At 40.1% G+C, this 18,640-nt stretch carries 17 protein-coding genes; 8 read left to right on the plus strand and 9 right to left on the minus strand.

The features are described from left to right. Positions 1–108 precede the first annotated feature (108 nt). A complete protein-coding gene (locus ABFY81_RS15705; protein WP_347914129.1) occupies positions 109–1,431 on the plus strand; it encodes an MFS transporter in 1,323 nt (440 codons plus the stop codon). A 52-nt stretch (positions 1,432–1,483) separates the two neighbouring features. After that, the gene (locus ABFY81_RS15710) at positions 1,484–2,713 is read left to right on the plus strand and encodes a CaiB/BaiF CoA-transferase family protein (protein WP_347914130.1); all 1,230 of its coding nucleotides are present in this window, start codon (positions 1,484–1,486) and stop codon (positions 2,711–2,713) included. An 86-nt stretch (positions 2,714–2,799) separates the two neighbouring features. On the opposite strand, the gene ABFY81_RS15715 is transcribed toward ABFY81_RS15710, so the two are convergent. After that, positions 2,800–3,459 carry a VOC family protein gene (locus ABFY81_RS15715; RefSeq protein ID WP_347914131.1) on the minus strand — a complete coding sequence of 220 codons (660 nt, stop codon included), beginning with the start codon at positions 3,457–3,459 and terminating at the stop codon, positions 2,800–2,802. 14 nt (positions 3,460–3,473) lie between these two features. Then, positions 3,474–4,022, minus strand: a complete 549-nt coding sequence (locus tag ABFY81_RS15720) for a TetR/AcrR family transcriptional regulator (RefSeq protein WP_014208449.1) — start codon at positions 4,020–4,022, stop codon at positions 3,474–3,476. 97 nt (positions 4,023–4,119) lie between these two features. Between ABFY81_RS15720 and ABFY81_RS15725 the strand changes: the two genes are divergently transcribed. Beyond that, positions 4,120–4,653: an HPP family protein gene (locus ABFY81_RS15725; protein ID WP_347914132.1), complete on the plus strand. Its 534-nt coding sequence runs from the start codon at positions 4,120–4,122 to the stop codon at positions 4,651–4,653. Between the two features lie 76 nt (positions 4,654–4,729). Here the strand turns inward: ABFY81_RS15725 and tcuB are convergent, their stop codons facing one another. From tcuB to ABFY81_RS15760, 7 genes are all read right to left on the minus strand, one after another. Further along, positions 4,730–5,863 (minus strand): tricarballylate utilization 4Fe-4S protein TcuB, encoded by a 1,134-nt coding sequence (tcuB, locus tag ABFY81_RS15730; protein ID WP_191000679.1) that lies wholly within the window; start codon positions 5,861–5,863, stop codon positions 4,730–4,732. After that, the gene (tcuA, locus tag ABFY81_RS15735) at positions 5,853–7,259 is read right to left on the minus strand and encodes an FAD-dependent tricarballylate dehydrogenase TcuA (RefSeq protein ID WP_347914133.1); all 1,407 of its coding nucleotides are present in this window, start codon (positions 7,257–7,259) and stop codon (positions 5,853–5,855) included. Before tcuA ends, tcuB begins: the two co-directional genes overlap by 11 nt. 103 nt (positions 7,260–7,362) lie before the next feature. After that, entirely contained in the window at positions 7,363–8,292 is a 930-nt protein-coding gene (locus tag ABFY81_RS15740; protein ID WP_191015726.1) for a LysR substrate-binding domain-containing protein, read from the minus strand. A 131-nt stretch (positions 8,293–8,423) separates the two neighbouring features. Next, positions 8,424–9,218: a substrate-binding domain-containing protein gene (locus ABFY81_RS15745; RefSeq protein WP_212511891.1), complete on the minus strand. Its 795-nt coding sequence runs from the start codon at positions 9,216–9,218 to the stop codon at positions 8,424–8,426. A 94-nt stretch (positions 9,219–9,312) separates the two neighbouring features. Next, a complete protein-coding gene (locus tag ABFY81_RS15750; RefSeq protein ID WP_191108688.1) occupies positions 9,313–10,623 on the minus strand; it encodes an MFS transporter in 1,311 nt (436 codons plus the stop codon). A 278-nt stretch (positions 10,624–10,901) separates the two neighbouring features. Beyond that, the gene (locus ABFY81_RS15755; RefSeq protein WP_347914134.1) at positions 10,902–11,831 is read right to left on the minus strand and encodes a LysR family transcriptional regulator; all 930 of its coding nucleotides are present in this window, start codon (positions 11,829–11,831) and stop codon (positions 10,902–10,904) included. Positions 11,832–12,035: 204 nt separating this feature from the next. Further along, positions 12,036–12,644 carry a LysE family translocator gene (locus ABFY81_RS15760; protein ID WP_347914135.1) on the minus strand — a complete coding sequence of 203 codons (609 nt, stop codon included), beginning with the start codon at positions 12,642–12,644 and terminating at the stop codon, positions 12,036–12,038. Positions 12,645–12,899: 255 nt separating this feature from the next. Here ABFY81_RS15760 and ABFY81_RS15765 point away from each other — a divergent pair, with 255 nt between their 5' ends. From ABFY81_RS15765 to ABFY81_RS15785, 5 genes are all read left to right on the plus strand, one after another. Continuing rightward, positions 12,900–13,772 carry a LysR family transcriptional regulator gene (locus ABFY81_RS15765; RefSeq protein ID WP_347914136.1) on the plus strand — a complete coding sequence of 291 codons (873 nt, stop codon included), beginning with the start codon at positions 12,900–12,902 and terminating at the stop codon, positions 13,770–13,772. A gap of 371 nt (positions 13,773–14,143) precedes the next feature. After that, positions 14,144–15,130 (plus strand): DUF1852 domain-containing protein, encoded by a 987-nt coding sequence (locus ABFY81_RS15770; RefSeq protein ID WP_016804373.1) that lies wholly within the window; start codon positions 14,144–14,146, stop codon positions 15,128–15,130. A 21-nt stretch (positions 15,131–15,151) separates the two neighbouring features. Beyond that, positions 15,152–16,195, plus strand: coding sequence for a methionine synthase (locus tag ABFY81_RS15775; RefSeq protein WP_224993337.1), 1,044 nt, complete (start codon positions 15,152–15,154; stop codon positions 16,193–16,195). Positions 16,196–16,380: 185 nt separating this feature from the next. Next, on the plus strand, positions 16,381–16,872 hold the full coding sequence (locus ABFY81_RS15780; protein WP_347914137.1) for a flavin reductase: 492 nt from the start codon (positions 16,381–16,383) through the stop codon (positions 16,870–16,872). A gap of 1,110 nt (positions 16,873–17,982) precedes the next feature. Continuing rightward, positions 17,983–18,567, plus strand: a complete 585-nt coding sequence (locus tag ABFY81_RS15785) for a TetR/AcrR family transcriptional regulator (RefSeq protein WP_347914138.1) — start codon at positions 17,983–17,985, stop codon at positions 18,565–18,567. The last annotated feature ends 73 nt before the right edge of the window (positions 18,568–18,640 follow it).

Consider the following 18,640-nt stretch of genomic DNA (forward strand, 5'->3'; position numbering starts at 1 on the left):
CTGTGTACTTAAAACCAAATGTAAGATGATGAAAATATAGAAGATTAAGTCATACAGAAAACATAAGTAAGCTATCGATGACTCATTTGGGAAAATGAGGAACTAAAGATGAACAATGACGTTCAAGTAATATCGAAAGAATTAAGAAATACATTTCCAAGTAACCTTGGAACATACGAAAGGATTGGACCTCATACATGGAAATGGGCGTTGTTATTTGCCTATTTTGCGATGGTGGTCGATGGCATTGATATTATGCTGTTGTCTTATAGCTTAACCAGTTTAAAGGCAGAGTTTGGTTTAAGTACCTTTCAGGCAGGTGCCTTAGGTAGTGCTTCTTTGGCGGGTATGGGTATTGGCGGTATTTTGGGTGGCTGGGCATGTGACAAGTTTGGTCGTGTACGAACCATTGCCAACTCGGTGACCTTCTTTTCTGTAGCAACTTGCTTATTGGGCTTTACGCAAAGCTTCGAACAATTTATGGCTTTACGTTTTATTGGTGCTTTAGGAATTGGAGCACTTTATATGGCATGTAATACCTTAATGGCTGAATATGTGCCAACCATGTACCGTACAACGGTATTGGGCACATTACAGACGGGTCAGACCGTAGGTTATATTGCTGCAACGTTATTAGCTGGCGCAATTATTCCAGATCATGGCTGGCGTGTTTTGTTCTTCCTGACCGTGGTCCCTGCTTTTGTAAATATTTTCCTACAACGGTTTGTACCAGAGCCAAAATCTTGGCAGCTCACCAAAATTGAAAGCTTGCAAGGTAACAGACAACCTAAAGAAATGGTGGTGGCTGAAAAGCCAAAAAGTGGCAGTATTTATAAGCAAATTTTTAATAACTTTAAGCACCGTAAAATGTTTTTGTTATGGATGACCACAGCATTCTTCTTACAGTTTGGTTATTACGGCATTAACAACTGGATGCCAAGTTATTTAGAAACAGAAGTGCATATGAACTTTAAAAACTTAACCAGTTATATGGTGGGTTCATATACCGCAATGATTCTAGGAAAAATTTTAGCGGGTTATCTTGCCGACAAATTTAACCGCCGTGCTGTTTTTGTGTTTGGCACAATTGCGAGCGCTGTGTTCTTGCCAATCATTATTTTCTTCAATACCCCTGACAATATTTTGTATTTATTGATCACTTTTGGCTTCTTATATGGCATTCCATATGGTGTAAACGCGACCTATATGGCTGAAAGTTTTTCAACCGACGTGCGCGGTACAGCCATTGGCGGTGCTTATAACATTGGTCGTGTCGGGGCCGCTATTGCACCAGCTACCATTGGTTTCTTGGCATCGGGCGGTACGTTTACCATGGCCTTTATTGTGATGGGCGCTGCGTATTTTGTTGCGGGTGTATTGCCAGGATTATTTATTAAAGATCGTCAGTACGATCCGCAAAAACAATCATAAACAATGAAAAGAAGGTGCGTTGAGTACCTTCTAAAAAGATAAGGGTATCGTTATGGGTGCATTACAAGGAATTCGAGTTTTAGATTTAAGTCGTGTACTTGCAGGGCCATGGTGCGGGCAAATCTTGGCAGACCTTGGCGCGGAAGTGATTAAAATTGAACGTCCTCGAGTCGGTGATGACACCCGCATGTGGGGGCCACCATGGATGCCCGATCAAGATGGAAACATGACCCGTGAATCTGGCTATTTTCAGTGTACTAACCGTAATAAATATTCAGTTGCAGTGGACATTACCACACCCGAAGGTCAGGCTTTAATTTATGAAATTGCTAAGACTGCCGACGTGGTAATTGAAAACTATAAGACAGGGTCTTTGGCTAAATATGGTTTGGACTATGCTTCCTTGAATGAGTTAAACCCAAATATTGTGTATTGCTCGATTACTGGGTTTGGGCAAGATGGCCCACGTGCAGAAGAACCCGGTTATGATTTTATTATTCAGGGTATGTCCGGCTTAATGAGCATTACAGGCGAGCCTGATGATGTGGCAGGCGGTGGTGCACAAAAAGTTGGCGTGGCTGTTGTAGATATTCAAACTGGTTTATATTCAACCATTGCCATTCAAGCGGCCTTGATTGCACGGTCGCACACAGGGCGTGGTCAATATATTGATATGTCACTCCTTGATGTACAGGTCGCGGCACTGGCAAATCAGGGAATGAATTATTTAGCTTCGGGTAAAGCGCCACAGCGCATGGGTAATCAGCACCCGAGTATTGTGCCGTATCAAACTTTTAAGGCTAAAGATAAAGAATTTATTATTGCTTGCGGTAACGATAAACAGTTTAAAGATTTGTGTATTGCAATTGATTATTCAGAGCTACTCGAAAATGAAAAGTTTGTGCGTAACCAAGACCGCGTAAAGTATCGAGATGAACTGATTCCTTTATTGTCCGAGCACTTTTTGCAAAAAACTGCCAAAGAATGGGTTGAGATGATTCATGCGCTTAAAGTACCCGTAGGTGTTATAAACTCTATTGAAGATGCTTTAGCTGAACCACAAATCGTACATCGCAATTTAGTGGTCAATATTCCTCATCGTTTAAATGAAAACTTTCAAACGATTGGTTCACCCATCAAGTTGTCTGATACTCCCGTTGAATATCATCATGCACCGCCAGAGCTAGGTGAACATACGGCTCAAATCTTATCGAGATTTAAAACAGCAGAAGAGCTATCTGCATTAAAAGAGAAAGGCATTATTGATGGAAAAATTGCTTAAGCTATTGTCGTTTTTAATGTGATTCAATTTAAATAAAAACTGTGATTTGCAATAAATCACAGTTTTTTATTAGAAACTAAGCGTTTTTAATATTTAAAAATAAGCGGCAGCTCTGGCCTGAAATCATGAATTATTCCTTGAGGTTCATGATCAAAACTAATTTCCATTAAATGCTCCGATCCATCAGTCACTTCAAAATCATCAAGCGAATTGAACAGCAATGAAGTAGGGTGCTTTTCAAGGTTTGGAATAGAAACTTTAATCGCAGTGATTTGTGATAAATCTTTGCTATGAACAAGTGGTTGTTGTTTTTCTTTTGCAGCAAGGTCTGGTCGTGAAGCAAATGAAAGGAAGAACCACATCGGTTCAGTTACCACAGAATCTTTGGCAATATTTACTTCTAAGCTGGCTGGTAAATAGCTTGGTTTGTAAACCCAATTAGGAAATTTTGCACCGTTATCATCTTTATTTTTAGGGCGAAAACAAATACCAAAAGGGGACGCAATATTATTTTGAGCACTTAGTCGTTCAAAAAGCAGAGTCGGTTTTGTGAGATCACTTGAAGCTTCTTCTGGGTTATTTAAAAAGATTAATTCGATAAAGCTATTTTTAAAGAAAAAGCGTCTGTTTTCGGTACCTTGACCCGGGTGCTTATTGGATGAACCTTCTGTTAGACCGAATTTTTTTAAAGTTTCAGCTTCGGGAGCGCCTGATTGTACACAAATAAAAATATGATCCACTTCCATTTTAAGTTCTCATGCTAATGTTGGTGAATATTAAATAATTGATTAATAGAATTTTTCATGTTTATCGCAAGTGTTTCATCGAAACCATCGACTAAAAAGCGGCTAATTAAGCCTTCAATCACCGTATAGATCAGCTCAGATAAAGCTTCACCATTGGGTATATTGCAGTTTTCCGCAATCAACACTTTAATCCATTGTTTATGGGCTTTAGAAATAGAAATAATGTCTTGATCATCTTGGTTAGATTCAGCGACTGCTCTTACAAATAAACAGCCTTTAAAAAAATCTTGTCTAAACCAATTGGTGTGCCAATCCAGAATTTTATTGATGGCCTCTAACCCTGTTGCATCTCCAACATAACCCAAAAGGCTTTGCTTAAACCGTTCATCACGTGCAACGAGCACAGATTTAACCAGTTGGTTTTTATTTTTATAGTATGTGTACATCGTGGTTTTAGAGCAGCCAGATTCATCGCGAATCAAGTCAACGCCAACCCCGACAAAACTATTTTCATTAAATAACTTCTCGGCTGTATCTAATATTTTTAAGGCAGATTTTGACATAAAACTTTTCCAAAAAATAAAATAGTACAGATCTGTACTATTTGAAATTTTATCTATATGCTTTTTAAAAAGCAATGTTTGTTTAAGGAATAAAACCATGTTCTCGATGTTTTATGGCAAAGAAAAACTGGCTCCATCGCCCACTAAAGTTGATGTTTTAAGAAGCCTTATTGGGGGAACGGTCAGTATTTTTATACTTTTGTGGTTGAGTAAGCTCACACACAATATCTTCATCATGGCGCCGTTTGGTGCGACCTGTGTATTGCTCTATACCGTGTCGCAGTCACCTTTGGCGCAGCCGAGAAATATTATATTTGGACATCTTATTTCGGCTTTTGTGGGTTTGTTTTTTCTAAAATTTGTCGGTGTTTCTATTTTTACAATTGCTTTTTCAGTGGGCTGCGCAATTGCACTCATGCAGATTTTTAAATGCGTTCATCCACCTGCTGGGGCCAATCCTTTGGTTATTTTGCTTACCGCGAGTAGCATACATTACCAGTGGAGCTTTTTAATTTTCCCTGTTTTGGTGGGCGCAGTGTCTTTAGTTTTGGTGGCGATGCTGATTAATAATATTAAAGCGAGTACCAAGTGGCCGATGTATGGCTTGGGAATTTTAAATAGTAAAAAGTAGGCAAGCTATGAAGTATTTTGATCTTAAAATAATGAAGTATTCACTACGCCAAGATAGTGAATACTTTTGAATAAAATTATGACTTTTTAGAAATGCGTTCTTCGATGGCAAATTTGAGTAAAGACGCGCTGCGGTAAAAACCGTGTGCGAACTTTCCAAAAGGCATGGTAATAAAGAACGTCATGACCGTAGCTAAATGGAAAATCAGTAAAAGTGCCATGTATGGAGAATTACGAAATGCCATGAGGGCTAAGCCTGAAGCACTGACTAAAATTAAAAGGAAAATAAAGCCTCGATCTACAGGTTTTTGCTCGCGGTCACCATGTAATGGATGGCGTTTAAGGTTTAAATAGAGCAAGCCAGATGGCCCAACCACTAAGCCAAACCCACCCAACGTACCCAAAATAACAGGCAAGCTAAAGATAGGGTAAGGCGCATGTAGGTTAAGGAAATAGTGATATAAAGTCGCTACGCCTGTGGCTGCAAAGCAAAGCATAAAGCCATAAAACGTCAGGTGATGAAACACGCGGCGGATTTGGGTGTAACGGTCATCTTGTTCATTACAGCCTTTACCATGCCCACCATCTAAATATTTAAGCGTTAAAACATTTTGAGAGGCTTGAATAAGGTCGGGTTTCTCAACTTTGCCGTGAATAACTTTAGAGGTTTGTCGCCAGAATTTGCTAATTCCAATGCCGAGCAAAACAATCGCAACTGTAAAGGTCGCTCCAAACAGTATCGCTAAAAAGTTATGCGGGAAAATCGCATAGAAATTACCTTGATAGCCTGCAAACAGGTCGGTGCCCTTGTACCACACCACAGCTAACATACATAAAAAGAAAATAGCTGATAACGCCGAGACAAAAGGAATTCCCACAGACTTATAAAGTCGGCCTAAAGGCTGAGGGGTCGCAAACTCTTGGTAAGTTTCCAAACGTACTTGTGCCATTGCTTTTGGAATGTTTACACCAAACTCATGCGGCGGGGCATATTGGCAAGCGTGTAAACAAGCACCACAGTTATGGCACAGGTTTGCAAGGTAATGAATATCGGCTTGGTTAAACTCAAGGCGCTTGGTCATCGCCGCAAATACAGCACAAAATGACTCGCAGTAGCGACAAGCATTACAAATTTGTAGTGCTCTTTGAACTTCCTGCTCATGGTCAGAGAGCTGAACAACTGGAATTAGGGCTTTAGTACTAGCATTCATGTTCAACTCCTTGTGAAAGTGCATAGTGGGCTGCATTTTTTCCGGCAATGCGTCCAAAGGTCGTGCCGATCGACATACCAACGCCTGCGGTATAACCCTGACCGAGTACGTTACCTGCCATCATTTCACCTGCGACAAACAGGTTGTGGCTGGCTTTATTGTTAAAACGTACCGCAGCATCGTCTTCGACTTTTAAGCCTAAATAGGTAAAGGTAATACCGGGCTTAAGCGCATAGGCATAGAAAGGTGGCTTGTCGAGAGGAACTGCCCAGTGAGTCTTGTTGGGAACAATATTTTCGGTGGTGCAGTCATCTAAAACCGTATGGTTAAAGGTGCCTTGTACGCAGGCTTGGTTAAATTCTTCTACCGTGTGGCATAAGGTTTTTGCATCTAGTCCGATTTTTTCGGCCAGTTCTTGAATGCTATTTGCTTTCACACCCGCAAACACAGGTGGCATAAAGCGACCAATGGCTTTTGAGTCGATAATCGAATAGGCAATTTGCTGAGGCTGTTTGGCAACAAGGCGGCCCCAAATCGCATAACGTTTTGGCCAGAAGTCTTCACCTTCATCGTAAAAACGTTCAGCTTTGTTATTGACCACAATACCCAAAGAAACGCAGTCAATACGGGTGCAGATGCCGCCGTCATATAATGGTGCGCGTGCATCTACGGCTACACAGTGTGATTGTGATGGGTCACCAATAATATCCGCGCCTTGATCTATCATAAATTTGAGCAAGTTGCCCTGATTAAAGCGGGTTCCACGAATAATGAAATTATCGGCAGGCCATTCGCCGTTTTCATTTTGTCCCCATGCTTCTCTTAACCATTCTAAATTTGACTCAAAACCACCTGCGGCCAATACACAGCTTTTCGCTTTAAACACACGGCCATCTTCAGCAATTGCAGCTTCAAAATGTCCTTGGTTTAACTTTAGATCTTTAATTTTTGTGTTGTATAAAATCTCGATGCCAAGCTCTTGAGCACTACGGTAATACGCATTAATGAGGGCTTTACCGCCACCCATAAAAAAGGCATTGGTACGTGCAACATGTAAAGCACCCGATAGTGGCGGCTGAAAATTCACGCCATGTTTACGCATCCAGTCACGGCAAGTCGCGGTGCTACGAATAACCAGACGAGCTAAGTGCTCATTGGTTTTGCCCGCAGTCACTTTAAGTAAGTCTTGCCAATATTCTTCTTCCGGATAGGCATCGACCAATACATCTTGAGGAGCATCATGCATGCAGCGAAGGTTACGGGTGTGTTGTGAGTTACCACCACGCCATTCTTTAGGTGCTGCTTCTATGACAAGCACAGAAGCGCCGCTTTCTTTTGCCGTGAGCGCGGCACACAGTGCGGCATTCCCACCACCAATCACAATTACATCATGCATGGATTTCTCCCTTTCTCAGCTAAGGTTAATGTAGCTTTAAAAAGGAAGGTGAAGTGAGAGGCTAAGCTTGAATGGGTGTTTAGTAAAAATAAATACTAAGCGCTTAAGTGTTTATGAGTTCCGCACCGGGCCAGCGCTTTTCATTAATTAAGTTAGCCACACAAGCACGAATCACTACTTTGGTGGCTAAAGTAGCAGGTGAGAGTTCTTCTTCAGACAAACTAATTAAATAGTTAATGCGTTCAATGGCAGGTTCTACAACGCGTAACAAACATAAGTCTTGCCTTGAGTTTAATGATGCACCCGCAGGTTGGATGGTTGCCATTTCGAGTTGGCTAATGCTTTCCATTAACAAATGCAGCCCATCAATTTCATAGGCCACTCTAAGCTGATGAATTTTCTGTTCGAGTAACAAACGCAGTCCATGTCGTTGACTCGGTAAAATCAGCGGAAGTTCTTTTAGCTGTGTATGCGTAATGGTTTGAGTGTCGATACAGCTTTCAAGGTGGTACTGACTCAGTACTTCTTTAGGCGAGATTAAAAACATTTGCTCTTTGACTAAAGGCTGTATGGCCCACTGTGGGTCGACATCGTCACTAAAGATGATGGCAACATCGAGCTGTCTTGCATTGACTAATGCTTTGAGGTCACCCGATAACCCTTCAATGAGACGGACTTTAATGTCGGGGTAGCGGTTTCTCATGAGTTTTAAAAAGTGTGTGCCTATAACCGACGCGACACTTGGCGAAAAACCGACGGTAACATGACCACTTAAACGTGAAGAGTGTGCAGAGTCTACAGCATGGTCTAAGTGCCTAAGTGCCAGTTGAACTTGTTGAAAAAAAGCTAAACCCGCAGGGGTGGGAACCGTACCCAAAGCAGTACGTTGTAAAAGGCGAATAGAAAGCTCGCTTTCTAATTTTGAGATTTGCTGACTTAATGCAGAAGTTCCAATATCGAGATTTTTTGCAGCTTTACCTAAGCTTCCAGACTCGATCACTGCAATAAAATATTTTAATTGTTTGAGTTCCACGGCAAATACTACATTGTCCTTTGTTCATTATTCTACACTGGTTTATTGCTATACATTTTGTTCTATTGTGCTGCGTAAACCACCAAAAGAGAAAAGGCAACATCCTCTCAAAATGCTGCCTTTTAGAGCTTTTATTGTTTAACCTGCTCAAGACCCTGTTCTTCAATAATTTGTGTCGCTTGAGGTGATTTCACAAATTGAATAAGTTCTTTTGCGACTTTTGCATGTTCAGAGTTTTTACCAATGCCCGCTGCAAATACAGTGACTTTTTGGTAAGGCGCAGGAATTGGGCCGACTAAATCAACTTGACCATATTGGCCAGTAAAAGGTTTGATTTCACTAATTTGCTGGAAACCAATATCAAACTGACCTTCAGCAATACGTTTTGCCACGCGGTCACCGACCACTTTTTCTGCTTTACCAGCAATCACTTTGTACTCGACAGGTGGAAAGCTTGGGAAAACATCTTTTTCAAGATGTGTACCGCTCGCACTTGCCGAATAGCCGATGTGCTTAGCATTTAATAAAACTTTTTCAAACTTTGCCGCAGAGCTAATGTCTGGCTTTGGCGCACCTTTAGGTACAGCCATGCCAATGCTTGAATTGACTAAAGCACTTTGTGAATTTGGTTCTACATAACCTTTTTCTGCAAGCTTGTTTAGTTCAGGAGCAGCCAACACCACCACATCAAAATGTTCACCACGATCGAGTCGATTTGGAATTGCAGTTGGTGATGCGCCCATTGATGAACCAGACGAAAGGTGAACCGTGTGACCAGTTTGCTTTTCAAATATTGGAATGAGTTTTTCCATAGATGAATAGAAACCGCCTGAGCTAATCACTTCGAGGGTGTCTGCGTTGGCAAGCGTTGAGCCTAAACCTGCACCAGCTAGGCAAATGGTCATGAAGATAGGGGACTTTTTCATAATATCTCACTTTTTAATGACAGGAGAACACAGTACGGAGACTTAAGATCTGCCGTACTGTTCATTAAAATTTCAGGTTAAGTAGTTAGTTGTTTTAAGCGCTAACCTTTGCAGGTTCAGCAATCGCGTCAGATTTGTTCTGCTTAGAACCGCGACATAAATACAAGCTTGAGATGAGACTACATACCGCAGCGAGCATCAGCCAGAACGCTGGTGTGCTTGCATTGCCTGTGTTTTCCACAAGGTAAGTACATGCCATTGGCGTCATACCACCAAAAATAGCGGCTGCAAGACTGAACGCTAAAGAGAAGCCAACGGTACGAACACGTTTTGGCATTACTTCGGCAAGGGTTGCCACCATAGTCCCGTTGTACATACCAAAGAAGAACGAGAAGTAAGCAAGCGTGATCAGTAAGTTTGAAAAACTAATGTCGCTGACCAACCAGCTTAAAACTGGATAACTGGTAAAGATCGCAAGTGTCGTAATACCCACTAACACTGGACGGCGACCAATTTTGTCTGAAAGTAAGCCACCCATTGGTAACCAGAAGAAATTCGATAAACCTACAAATACGGTTGCTAACAGGCTGTCTGTGACCGACATTTCTAAAGTACGTTTTGCATATACTGTGGTGTAAACCGTAATAAAATAGAACGTGGTTGTGGTCATGGCACTCATCATCATACCTGCAAGTACAATGCGCCAGTTGCTCGCCAGTGTGCTGAAAATTTCTTTGGTTGATGGGTGAGTTTTTTGTGCTTTAAATGCTTCAGTTTCCTCTAAAGTACGACGGAATAAGAAGATTAAAGGAATAATCAAACAACCAATTAAGAACGGAATACGCCAGCCCCATTCACTCACTTGTGCATGAGTTAAAATGGTGTTGAGCCAATAACCAAATAACGCAGCAAACACCACCGCAATTTGTTGACTACCAGACTGCCAGCTTGTGATAAATCCACGGTTTTTATCGGTTGCAATTTCTGCGAGATAAATCGACACACCGCCAGATTCAACACCTGCCGAGAAGCCCTGTAACAGACGCCCAATGACCACCAAAATTGGGGCCATAATACCGATGGTGTCATAACCCGGTACAAAGGTAATTAAGATCGTACCAATAGCCATGAGGCTTAAAGTCACAATTAAACCCTTACGGCGACCGATTCTGTCGACATAAGCACCCAAGAAAATAGCGCCGAGAGGACGCATAAGAAAGCCCGCAGCAAACACGGTAAATGTCATCATTAAAGAGACATATTCATTTTCAGAGTGGAAAAATTTTGCTGCGATATAAGTGGCATAGAAACCAAAAAGAAAAAAATCGTACTGTTCTAAAAAGTTGCCACTTGTTACATTTAATATTTTTTTAAAAGTAGCCCTACGGTTATTAACGACATCCATTGGAGACCTCCTTGGCCTGACAAAATGGAAACATTCACGATCTTCAAAGTTTGGACGTAAATTGATTCAATCAATAAACCTAAATAGGAAATGGGTTAGAGATGAGATTTAAAGGTGTCCTTGGTAGAAAATGTGATGCCTTGTTTCCAGTTAAAACTACACATCTATATTTCGATAAACAGAAAACCACTTATCATTCGTATAAAAATGTAATCTTAAAAAGCAGGGAGGAGTGAGAGGCGAAAATTAATTAGGTATTTAGAAAAATTAATGACCCTTTAAACAATAATTTCAGAACACGGCCAAATTTGGTTTTGAATCAACTCTTTCACACATGCCTTAATGGCTGACTTGGCAGCCAGTGCGGCGGGTGATAATTCTTCTTCGGCAAGGCTCACTAAGTAGTTAATTCTTTCCACTTCTGGGTCAATCACCTTAAGCAATTGCAGCTTATGTTTGTACTCTTGCAAGCAAGCACTTCCGGGACGAACACTAGCAAGGTCAAGGTGAATCAGACTGTCCATAAGTAAATGTAAGCCATCAATTTCATAGACGACATTAAGCTGTCCAATCTTGTGTTCAAGTAGCTTTCGTAAGCTATGACGCTGCCGTGGTAGTACTAAGGGAATATCACCGATTTGCTGAGACTGAATAATTCCGCTTTTGATACAGTCTGCAAGACCGTATTTTTCGAGCACTTCTTTGCGTGCCATTAAATACATTTGTTCACGTACCAAAGGTTGTATCGACCACTGTTTATCAATTTCATTGGTAAAAATAATGGCAATATCAAGCTGACGCGAATTAATCGACTGAATCAGGTTACCTGAAAGCGTCTCGACAATTTCTAGACGAATGTCTGGATAGCGTTCAGACATAAGTTTCATTAAAGGGATGCCAATTAAAGCAGTAATAGTTGGCGGAAAACCAAGGCTGACATGGCCTGAAAGCCGAGCTGAATGCGCAGCATCTATTGCAAAGTTAACTTGACGCAAAATAAGTTGAGAGTGTTTTAAAAAGGCCAGACCCGCGGGTGTAGGCGTGACGCCAAAAGCATTACGCTGTAATAAGCGAATGCTTAGTTCTTGTTCGAGCTTACTAATTTGCTGACTAATGGCCGAAGCGCCGACATCGAGTTTTTGGGCAGCTTTACCAATACTGCCTGCTTCAACCACCGTCAGAAAATATTTTATTTGCTTGATTTCCATAATAAATGTATTCGCTCATCATCCTTGATTTATAGAAATATGAAGGATTGGAAAATCTATCATGCGTTTTAATATTAACAGCAAAAAATATAAAAGGTTCTTAAAAATTAAATAGCTCTCTTAGAAAAGTCTTATAAAAAGCCTTTTTAAAAGTACAAACTATATATGAGCATAAGCAAATTATTCTTCCATAAAATGAGCTTTTTACTGAAACTTAGTAAAAAGCAGGATTAAACCTAATACACATAAAATTGAGCCAATCACCTTATTAATCTGTACTTGCTTGGCCAACATTTTCTGTCTCAATAGCATGGAAGAGAAAAGCACAGCCACAAGTGAAAACCATGCAAAATGAGCAAATGACATAAAAAAGCCATAAGCCAAAAGAATGGTTTTAGGCGTGGTTAAACTCACAATTTGCGTATAGGTGCTAATTACAAATAGTGTGGTTTTAGGGTTTAGGGCGTTGGTAAAAAAGCCGTATTTTATGGCTTGCAAAGTACCTATAGAAGTTAAAGCCGCAGTGTCTAAGACTGGTTTTTGAGTAAAAGTTTTATAGCCAATATAGATCAGGTAAAGCGCACCAATGTACTTAACAATATTTAAAATTTGCGGCGTATAAGTCATCACAAACGCAACGGCAACTAACGTATAGGTTACATGTACCAATACGCCAAGCGATATTCCAAGTGAAGTGAACACACCTATTCTTCTACCGTACAGATAACTATTTTTGGTGACAATCGCAAAGTCAGCTCCGGGACTTACCACTGCCAAAATCGTAATGAGAATAACCGCAATAAACTCTGCCATTATCTTGTACCCTCACTGAAAACGAGGAAGTTCATCTGTACTTTTTGGAATGTATGTAAGAGAGCGAAAACACTACTTAAAATTGCTATTCTTTTTGTAAGAGATGCTGGGGCTTCAGGTTTTCGAAGATAGATATTGATATTCAATATGTTTTTCATCATCTAAAATAGGATTTAATAAAGATGATTTTTATTTTGAACAGAAACTTAAAAATAAAAATCGATAAAAACGACTACATATCTATGAGTTTTTGGAATGATTGAAAGAATATCGCTGAATTCACTAAAATTTTTCTATTTTGTGGCGAAGTATGGCAGCGTCACTTTAGCTGCAAAGAAATTATTTGTGACGCAAAGTGCGGTCAGTAAACAGATTTATAATTTAGAAGAAGCTTTAAATACGGCTTTATTCGACCGAAAAAATAAAACACTTGTGATGACCGAACAGGGTGAAGTTTTATTAAGTTGTTGCCATCAGGTGTTTGGTCAACTCGATGAATGTTTGATTCAACTCAGCCAGCCTAAAACTCATAACAAACAACTGGTCTTGTCGTGTGAACCGACGCTTTCCATGAAATGGCTCATTCCACGGCTCTCAAAATTTAAAAAGCTCGGGCATGATTTTGAGATTGTGCTACTCACCGCAGGCGGCGTGGTCGACTTTGAAAAAGATAATATTGATATCGCGATTCGCCGAAATGACTTTGATTGGGGAGAGCATATCTATAGTGAGAAAATTGCCGATGAATATATCGCTCTAGTTCAACCAACCAAGCTATCGGAAACAAACGACGTACTCATCTCGACCTCTAGACCAAATTTTTTCAAAAACATGAGTCGTATTGCTGAGTTAAAGCAGAGTTTAAAAGGCTACACCAAAGTTGAACTTGAGCATTTTTATTTATGTTTAGAAGGTTGTTTGGCTGGACTCGGCGCAACGGTCATCTCAATTTATATGATTGAAAAAGAGCTGGAGTGGAACTTACTGAAAAAAATTTCACCTGTTGTGCAAGATAATTCAGCCTATTTTCTACTTTCTCATAGTTCTTTTGAGGAAGATCCACGCAAAACCATATTTTTAGAATGGCTAAAAGCAGAGATGAGCGAGATTCAACATAAATTGCTTTAGGTTGAGCAGTTTTATTTAAAGATAAATTGTTTAATTTATTGAAAATAATCATAAATTATAAAAACTATAGGCATTGAAACGTGAGCGCTGTATGGCTCGTTTGTGCTGTCTAAAAATCCCTAAGATGAAAAATATTTAACTTCATACTTATTTATTAAACCCTAAACATGAATTTCACTCAGTTTTGAATGAGACTAAATCATTTTTATTCATGTTCTGATTGCGGTATAAATCTATCCATGCTCTGAAGCGCTCCAGTAATTCACTTTTTGATAAGACCATAAGGCACAAAACTGACAAGGCTGGAAAGTTTAAAAAGAGCAAAAAGTTTTTATTTAGGTTTTATCTCAGAAATTAGGGTACTGATCACAATGAGTAAAGAATTTACATTTACGATTAAGAGTATTTGTTTCGATGAGAACTATCGTCCAGCAGACAATACGCGTATTACCACCAACTTTGCTAACTTGGCGAGAGGGATGAGCCGCGAAGAAAATTTGCGCAACACATTACGGATGATCGACAATCGTTTCAATGCCTTAGCTCATTGGGACAACCCTAAGGGCGACCGCTATGGGGTTGAACTTGAAATCATTTCAGTTGAAATGAACATTGATGCCGAAAACCGTACTAGTGGGCTTCCTCTCATTGAAATATTGAAAACCAATATTGTTGATAAGAAAACTAATGAACGCATCGAAGGCATTGTAGGCAACAATTTCTCATCTTATGTACGTGACTATGACTTTAGTGTGCTGTTGTTAGATCACAACAAAAACAAGTCGACTTTTAGCACGCCAGAAAAGTTTGGTGAACTGCACGGCAACTTGTTTAAGAGCTTTATTAACTCTGAAACTTACAGAGCCAACTTTAAAAAAGCGCCTGTGATTTGCCTAAGCGTTTCAACAACTAAAGAGTACCACCGTACTGAAAACGAACATCCTGTTTTGGGTGTGGAATACAAGCAAGAAGACTATTCATTAACTGATGAATATTTCCAAAAAATGGGCTTAAAAGTTCGCTACTTCATGCCGCCAAATAGCGTTGCGCCGTTAGCGTTCTATTTTACTGGTGATTTGTTGAGTGATTACACCAACCTTGAGTTGATTAGTACCATTAGTACGATGGAAACATTCCAAAAGATTTACCGTCCTGAAATTTACAACGCAAATTCAGTGGCTGGAAAGTCTTATCAACCAAGCTTGAAACACGAAGATTATTCACTTACTCGAATTGTGTATGACCGTGAAGAACGTAGCCGTTTGGCTATAGAGCAGGGGAAGTTTGTTGAAGAGCAATTTATCAAACCATACCAAGCGATTCTTGAGCAGTGGTCTGCGAATTACGCTCCTAATTAATCAACATACGGGTCATTTAACATGAAAAAATTACTACCGACTTCAACTGCTGGCAGCTTACCTAAACCATCTTGGCTTGCAGAACCTGAAAAGCTTTGGTCACCTTGGAAACTCGAAAATGAAGGTCTGCTTGAAGGTAAAAAAGATGCACTACGTTTAGCGTTGCACGAACAGCGCCTTGCTGGTATTGATATTGTCAGCGATGGTGAACAAACTCGCCAACACTTTGTGACTACGTTTATTGAACATTTAAATGGCGTAGATTTTGAGAAGCGCGAAACTGTTCGTATTCGTGACCGTTACGATGCAAGCGTACCGTCTGTGGTTGGTGCGGTGTCTCGTCAAAAGCCTGTATTTGTTGAAGATGCGAAGTTTCTGCGTCAGCAAACAGATCAACCAATTAAGTGGGCATTACCTGGCCCAATGACCATGATTGATACACTTTACGATGGTCATTACAAGAGCCGTGAAAAACTTGCTTGGGAATTTGCTAAAATTTTGAACCAAGAAGCGCGTGAGTTAGAAGCTGCTGGTGTAGACATTATTCAGTTTGACGAACCTGCATTTAACGTATTCTTTGACGAAGTAAATGACTGGGGCATCGCGACTTTAGAGCGTGCAATTGAAGGTCTAAAATGTGAAACTGCGGTCCACATTTGCTACGGTTACGGCATTAAAGCCAACACTGACTGGAAAAAGACACTCGGTTCTGAATGGCGTCAATACGAAGAAGCTTTCCCGAAACTTCAAACGTCTAACATTGATATCATCTCGTTAGAATGTCACAACTCACATGTGCCTATCGATTTACTCGAACTCATTCGCGGTAAAAAAGTAATGGTCGGTGCAATTGATGTCGCATCTAATCAAATTGAAACACCAGAAGAAGTGGCGAATACACTACGTAAAGCGCTTCAGTTTGTAGATGCTGACAAGCTTTACCCTTGCACAAACTGTGGTATGGCGCCTCTTTCTCGTGAAGTGGCACGCGGTAAGTTAAATGCTTTAAGTGCAGGTGCAGAAATCGTTCGCCGAGAACTGACGGGTTATGATCTTACTGCTTAATATTTACCAATAAGTGGTATAAAGGGTTACTTTTTTGATGGCAGTTGATAATCAAACAAGTAACCCTCATTTTACTTACTACATGTCGCTCTAATCAGAACGCATGTCGATAGTACCTTCCTGATGGAGTTGGGCGGTATAGCAAACACACAGGACAAGGTACGGTTCAATTTAGGAATAATGTCATGGTTCAAGCAACAGACTTTAGAAATGCAATGTCTTTACTCACAAGTGCGGTTAGTGTTGTGACTACGGCAGGCATGTCTGGCCGTTTTGGATTTACTGCCTCTGCTGTTTGTAGTGTGACTGACACACCGCCGACATTATTGGTGTGTATGAACCAATCTGCGAGCTCACATGCACATTTCCTAGATAACAAAATCTTAACGGTGAATGTGTTAGGCGCACACCACGAACATATTTCAAAAGCATTTTCATCTAAACTCACACCAGAAGAGCGCTTTAAACATGGCGCATGGATTGAGTTAGAAACGGGTTCACCTGTGTTAGATGATGCTTTGGTCAGTTTCGATTGTGAGATTGAGCAAATTCAACAAGTCGGTACACATACAATTTTCATATGTCCGATTGTGGCGATTAAAGAAAGCCAGCATGACCAAAGTTTGGTTTACTTTAACCGTGCTTATCACCAAGTGGGGCAGACAGAGATTGTCTAATCCTACTTTTTATAAAATTTAAAATGATCATTTAATAAATCTAAAAAATATTATTAAATTTAATAACTTAAGTTATTTTTTCAATATTGACACAATCAGTCTTCCAAATTATTCTCGTCTGCTTACCGCTATGGTAGGACGAGAGGGAGACGCTTTATGCGTGCTGGTTCTCGAGGCAGTCTGTCAACTTCCTTTCGTTCTACTGCCATTATTTGAAAATGATTGGTGGGAACTTCTCTATTATGGCGAAATGAAAGAAGGACGCCTCGTGCGTACTGGGTACTCGAAGCCAGTCTGTTAACCTTCTTTCGTTTCGCCACCATTCTTTATGAATAATTTGGGTGGGCTTCATTACCATTATGGTGGGGCGAAAGTGGGGACGCCTTTGTGCGTACTGGTTCTTGCACCAGTCTGCTACTCCACTTTTGTCCTGTCACCATTACTTAACAGTGATCAATTAAAATTTAATTAACTTAATCTGTTCCGTATATAGTTAGTAATACACAACCGATTAAAAATATAATTAAATATAATATCTAAAATAATAATTAAGATAATCTAATGAAAAACAATAAGAAATTTAAACACTTGTCATAAAAGCGACATTGACACTTCTAAACTCTCAGATTATGCTTTGCGTGCTGGCCACATTGCCAGCCGGTTTTAGCAGACCGTGCTCAAGAACATTGAAAAAATTCATTTTTTTGATGTAGACTCACTCGTCCCCCTTTTTGTAGCGGTAGGACGGAAGGGGGACACCTTCGGGTGTGCTGGGTCTTGAGCCAGTCTGCTAACCCCCTTTCGTTCTGCCACCATAAGTCCAAAAAAATGCTCTGGCAGAACTCCAATAATCAGGAGTTGGCTATGCACATCCATTATTTCTTGGCAGCCTTTGCCAAAAGTTATAACGACACAGCTTAAAAAATTACAGCAGCTTGAACGCCATAAGGTTTTCAGGCTTTAAGTCATTTTTACTTAAAACTTAGCAACAACAAAACTTGAGATGTGCCAAGCACCATCTTGCGGCTTTGCTGTGCCTTTTTTTCTCCCAGAAAGGGCACAGGCTTTTTATCTCATGCAGAAACAACAAGAATTTAAAAAGGTAAAACTATGCGAAATTTAGAAACCTCTTCCAAAAAATTACTGGCTGTTCAAACCACCATACAACTCATTACGATGCATGGGTTCCACAATGCAGGCATCGACCTGATTGCTAAAGAAACCAAAATCGCCAAAGGTACGCTTTACAATTATTTTCACTCGAAAGAAGGCTTAATTGAAATGTGCATCGCCTTTCAAAAAAGTCTGCTGAAAGAAGCAGTGCTCTCTATCATTTACTCAAGCCGTTACTACACGTCAAAAGATAAAATCAAAGCAATTATTGTGTTACATACCAATTTAAGCAGCCTGTACAACCTTTTACTTAAAGCCATTTTTGAAATAAAACTGCTTTACCCGAAGGCTTACAACATGGCGGTTGAATACCGAAAGTGGCTGCGCCATGAAATTTTTGACTTGATTTTTAGCGGGGAAACCCGCGAGCCAAAATTCGATGCCAACATGGTGGTAAACCTGATCGATGGTTTGTTACTACAGGTTTTAAGCTCAAATAGTTTGGATGAAAGGGATGAAGTGTTGGAGTGGTTTTGGGGGAGGGAAACTGAGGCTAAAAGTTTGAAATTGAATTTTTTATGAGAAATTTTCATTATTAGTTAATAGTAATTGATGATTTTATAAGCGTAATTTTTCTAATTAAGCTATTAACTTA

Origin of the sequence: Acinetobacter sp. WA-87 (assembly GCF_039938935.1) — a bacterium.
GTDB classification, from domain to species: Bacteria; Pseudomonadota; Gammaproteobacteria; order Pseudomonadales; family Moraxellaceae; genus Acinetobacter; species Acinetobacter seifertii.

What these genes read in the sequence shown, in the direction of transcription:
- ABFY81_RS15705 (WP_347914129.1), top strand. Translation starts at nt 109, where the DNA reads ATGAACAATGACGTTCAAGTAATATCGAAAGAATTAAGAAATACATTT.
- ABFY81_RS15710 (WP_347914130.1), top strand. Translation starts at nt 1,484, where the DNA reads ATGGGTGCATTACAAGGAATTCGAGTTTTAGATTTAAGTCGTGTACTT.
- ABFY81_RS15715 (WP_347914131.1), bottom strand. Translation starts at nt 3,459, where the DNA reads ATGGAAGTGGATCATATTTTTATTTGTGTACAATCAGGCGCTCCCGAA.
- ABFY81_RS15720 (WP_014208449.1), bottom strand. Translation starts at nt 4,022, where the DNA reads ATGTCAAAATCTGCCTTAAAAATATTAGATACAGCCGAGAAGTTATTT.
- ABFY81_RS15725 (WP_347914132.1), top strand. Translation starts at nt 4,120, where the DNA reads ATGTTCTCGATGTTTTATGGCAAAGAAAAACTGGCTCCATCGCCCACT.
- tcuB (WP_191000679.1), bottom strand. Translation starts at nt 5,863, where the DNA reads ATGAATGCTAGTACTAAAGCCCTAATTCCAGTTGTTCAGCTCTCTGAC.
- tcuA (WP_347914133.1), bottom strand. Translation starts at nt 7,259, where the DNA reads ATGCATGATGTAATTGTGATTGGTGGTGGGAATGCCGCACTGTGTGCC.
- ABFY81_RS15745 (WP_212511891.1), bottom strand. Translation starts at nt 9,218, where the DNA reads ATGAAAAAGTCCCCTATCTTCATGACCATTTGCCTAGCTGGTGCAGGT.
- ABFY81_RS15750 (WP_191108688.1), bottom strand. Translation starts at nt 10,623, where the DNA reads ATGGATGTCGTTAATAACCGTAGGGCTACTTTTAAAAAAATATTAAAT.
- ABFY81_RS15755 (WP_347914134.1), bottom strand. Translation starts at nt 11,831, where the DNA reads ATGGAAATCAAGCAAATAAAATATTTTCTGACGGTGGTTGAAGCAGGC.
- ABFY81_RS15760 (WP_347914135.1), bottom strand. Translation starts at nt 12,644, where the DNA reads ATGGCAGAGTTTATTGCGGTTATTCTCATTACGATTTTGGCAGTGGTA.
- ABFY81_RS15765 (WP_347914136.1), top strand. Translation starts at nt 12,900, where the DNA reads ATGATTGAAAGAATATCGCTGAATTCACTAAAATTTTTCTATTTTGTG.
- ABFY81_RS15770 (WP_016804373.1), top strand. Translation starts at nt 14,144, where the DNA reads ATGAGTAAAGAATTTACATTTACGATTAAGAGTATTTGTTTCGATGAG.
- ABFY81_RS15775 (WP_224993337.1), top strand. Translation starts at nt 15,152, where the DNA reads ATGAAAAAATTACTACCGACTTCAACTGCTGGCAGCTTACCTAAACCA.
- ABFY81_RS15780 (WP_347914137.1), top strand. Translation starts at nt 16,381, where the DNA reads ATGGTTCAAGCAACAGACTTTAGAAATGCAATGTCTTTACTCACAAGT.
- ABFY81_RS15785 (WP_347914138.1), top strand. Translation starts at nt 17,983, where the DNA reads ATGCGAAATTTAGAAACCTCTTCCAAAAAATTACTGGCTGTTCAAACC.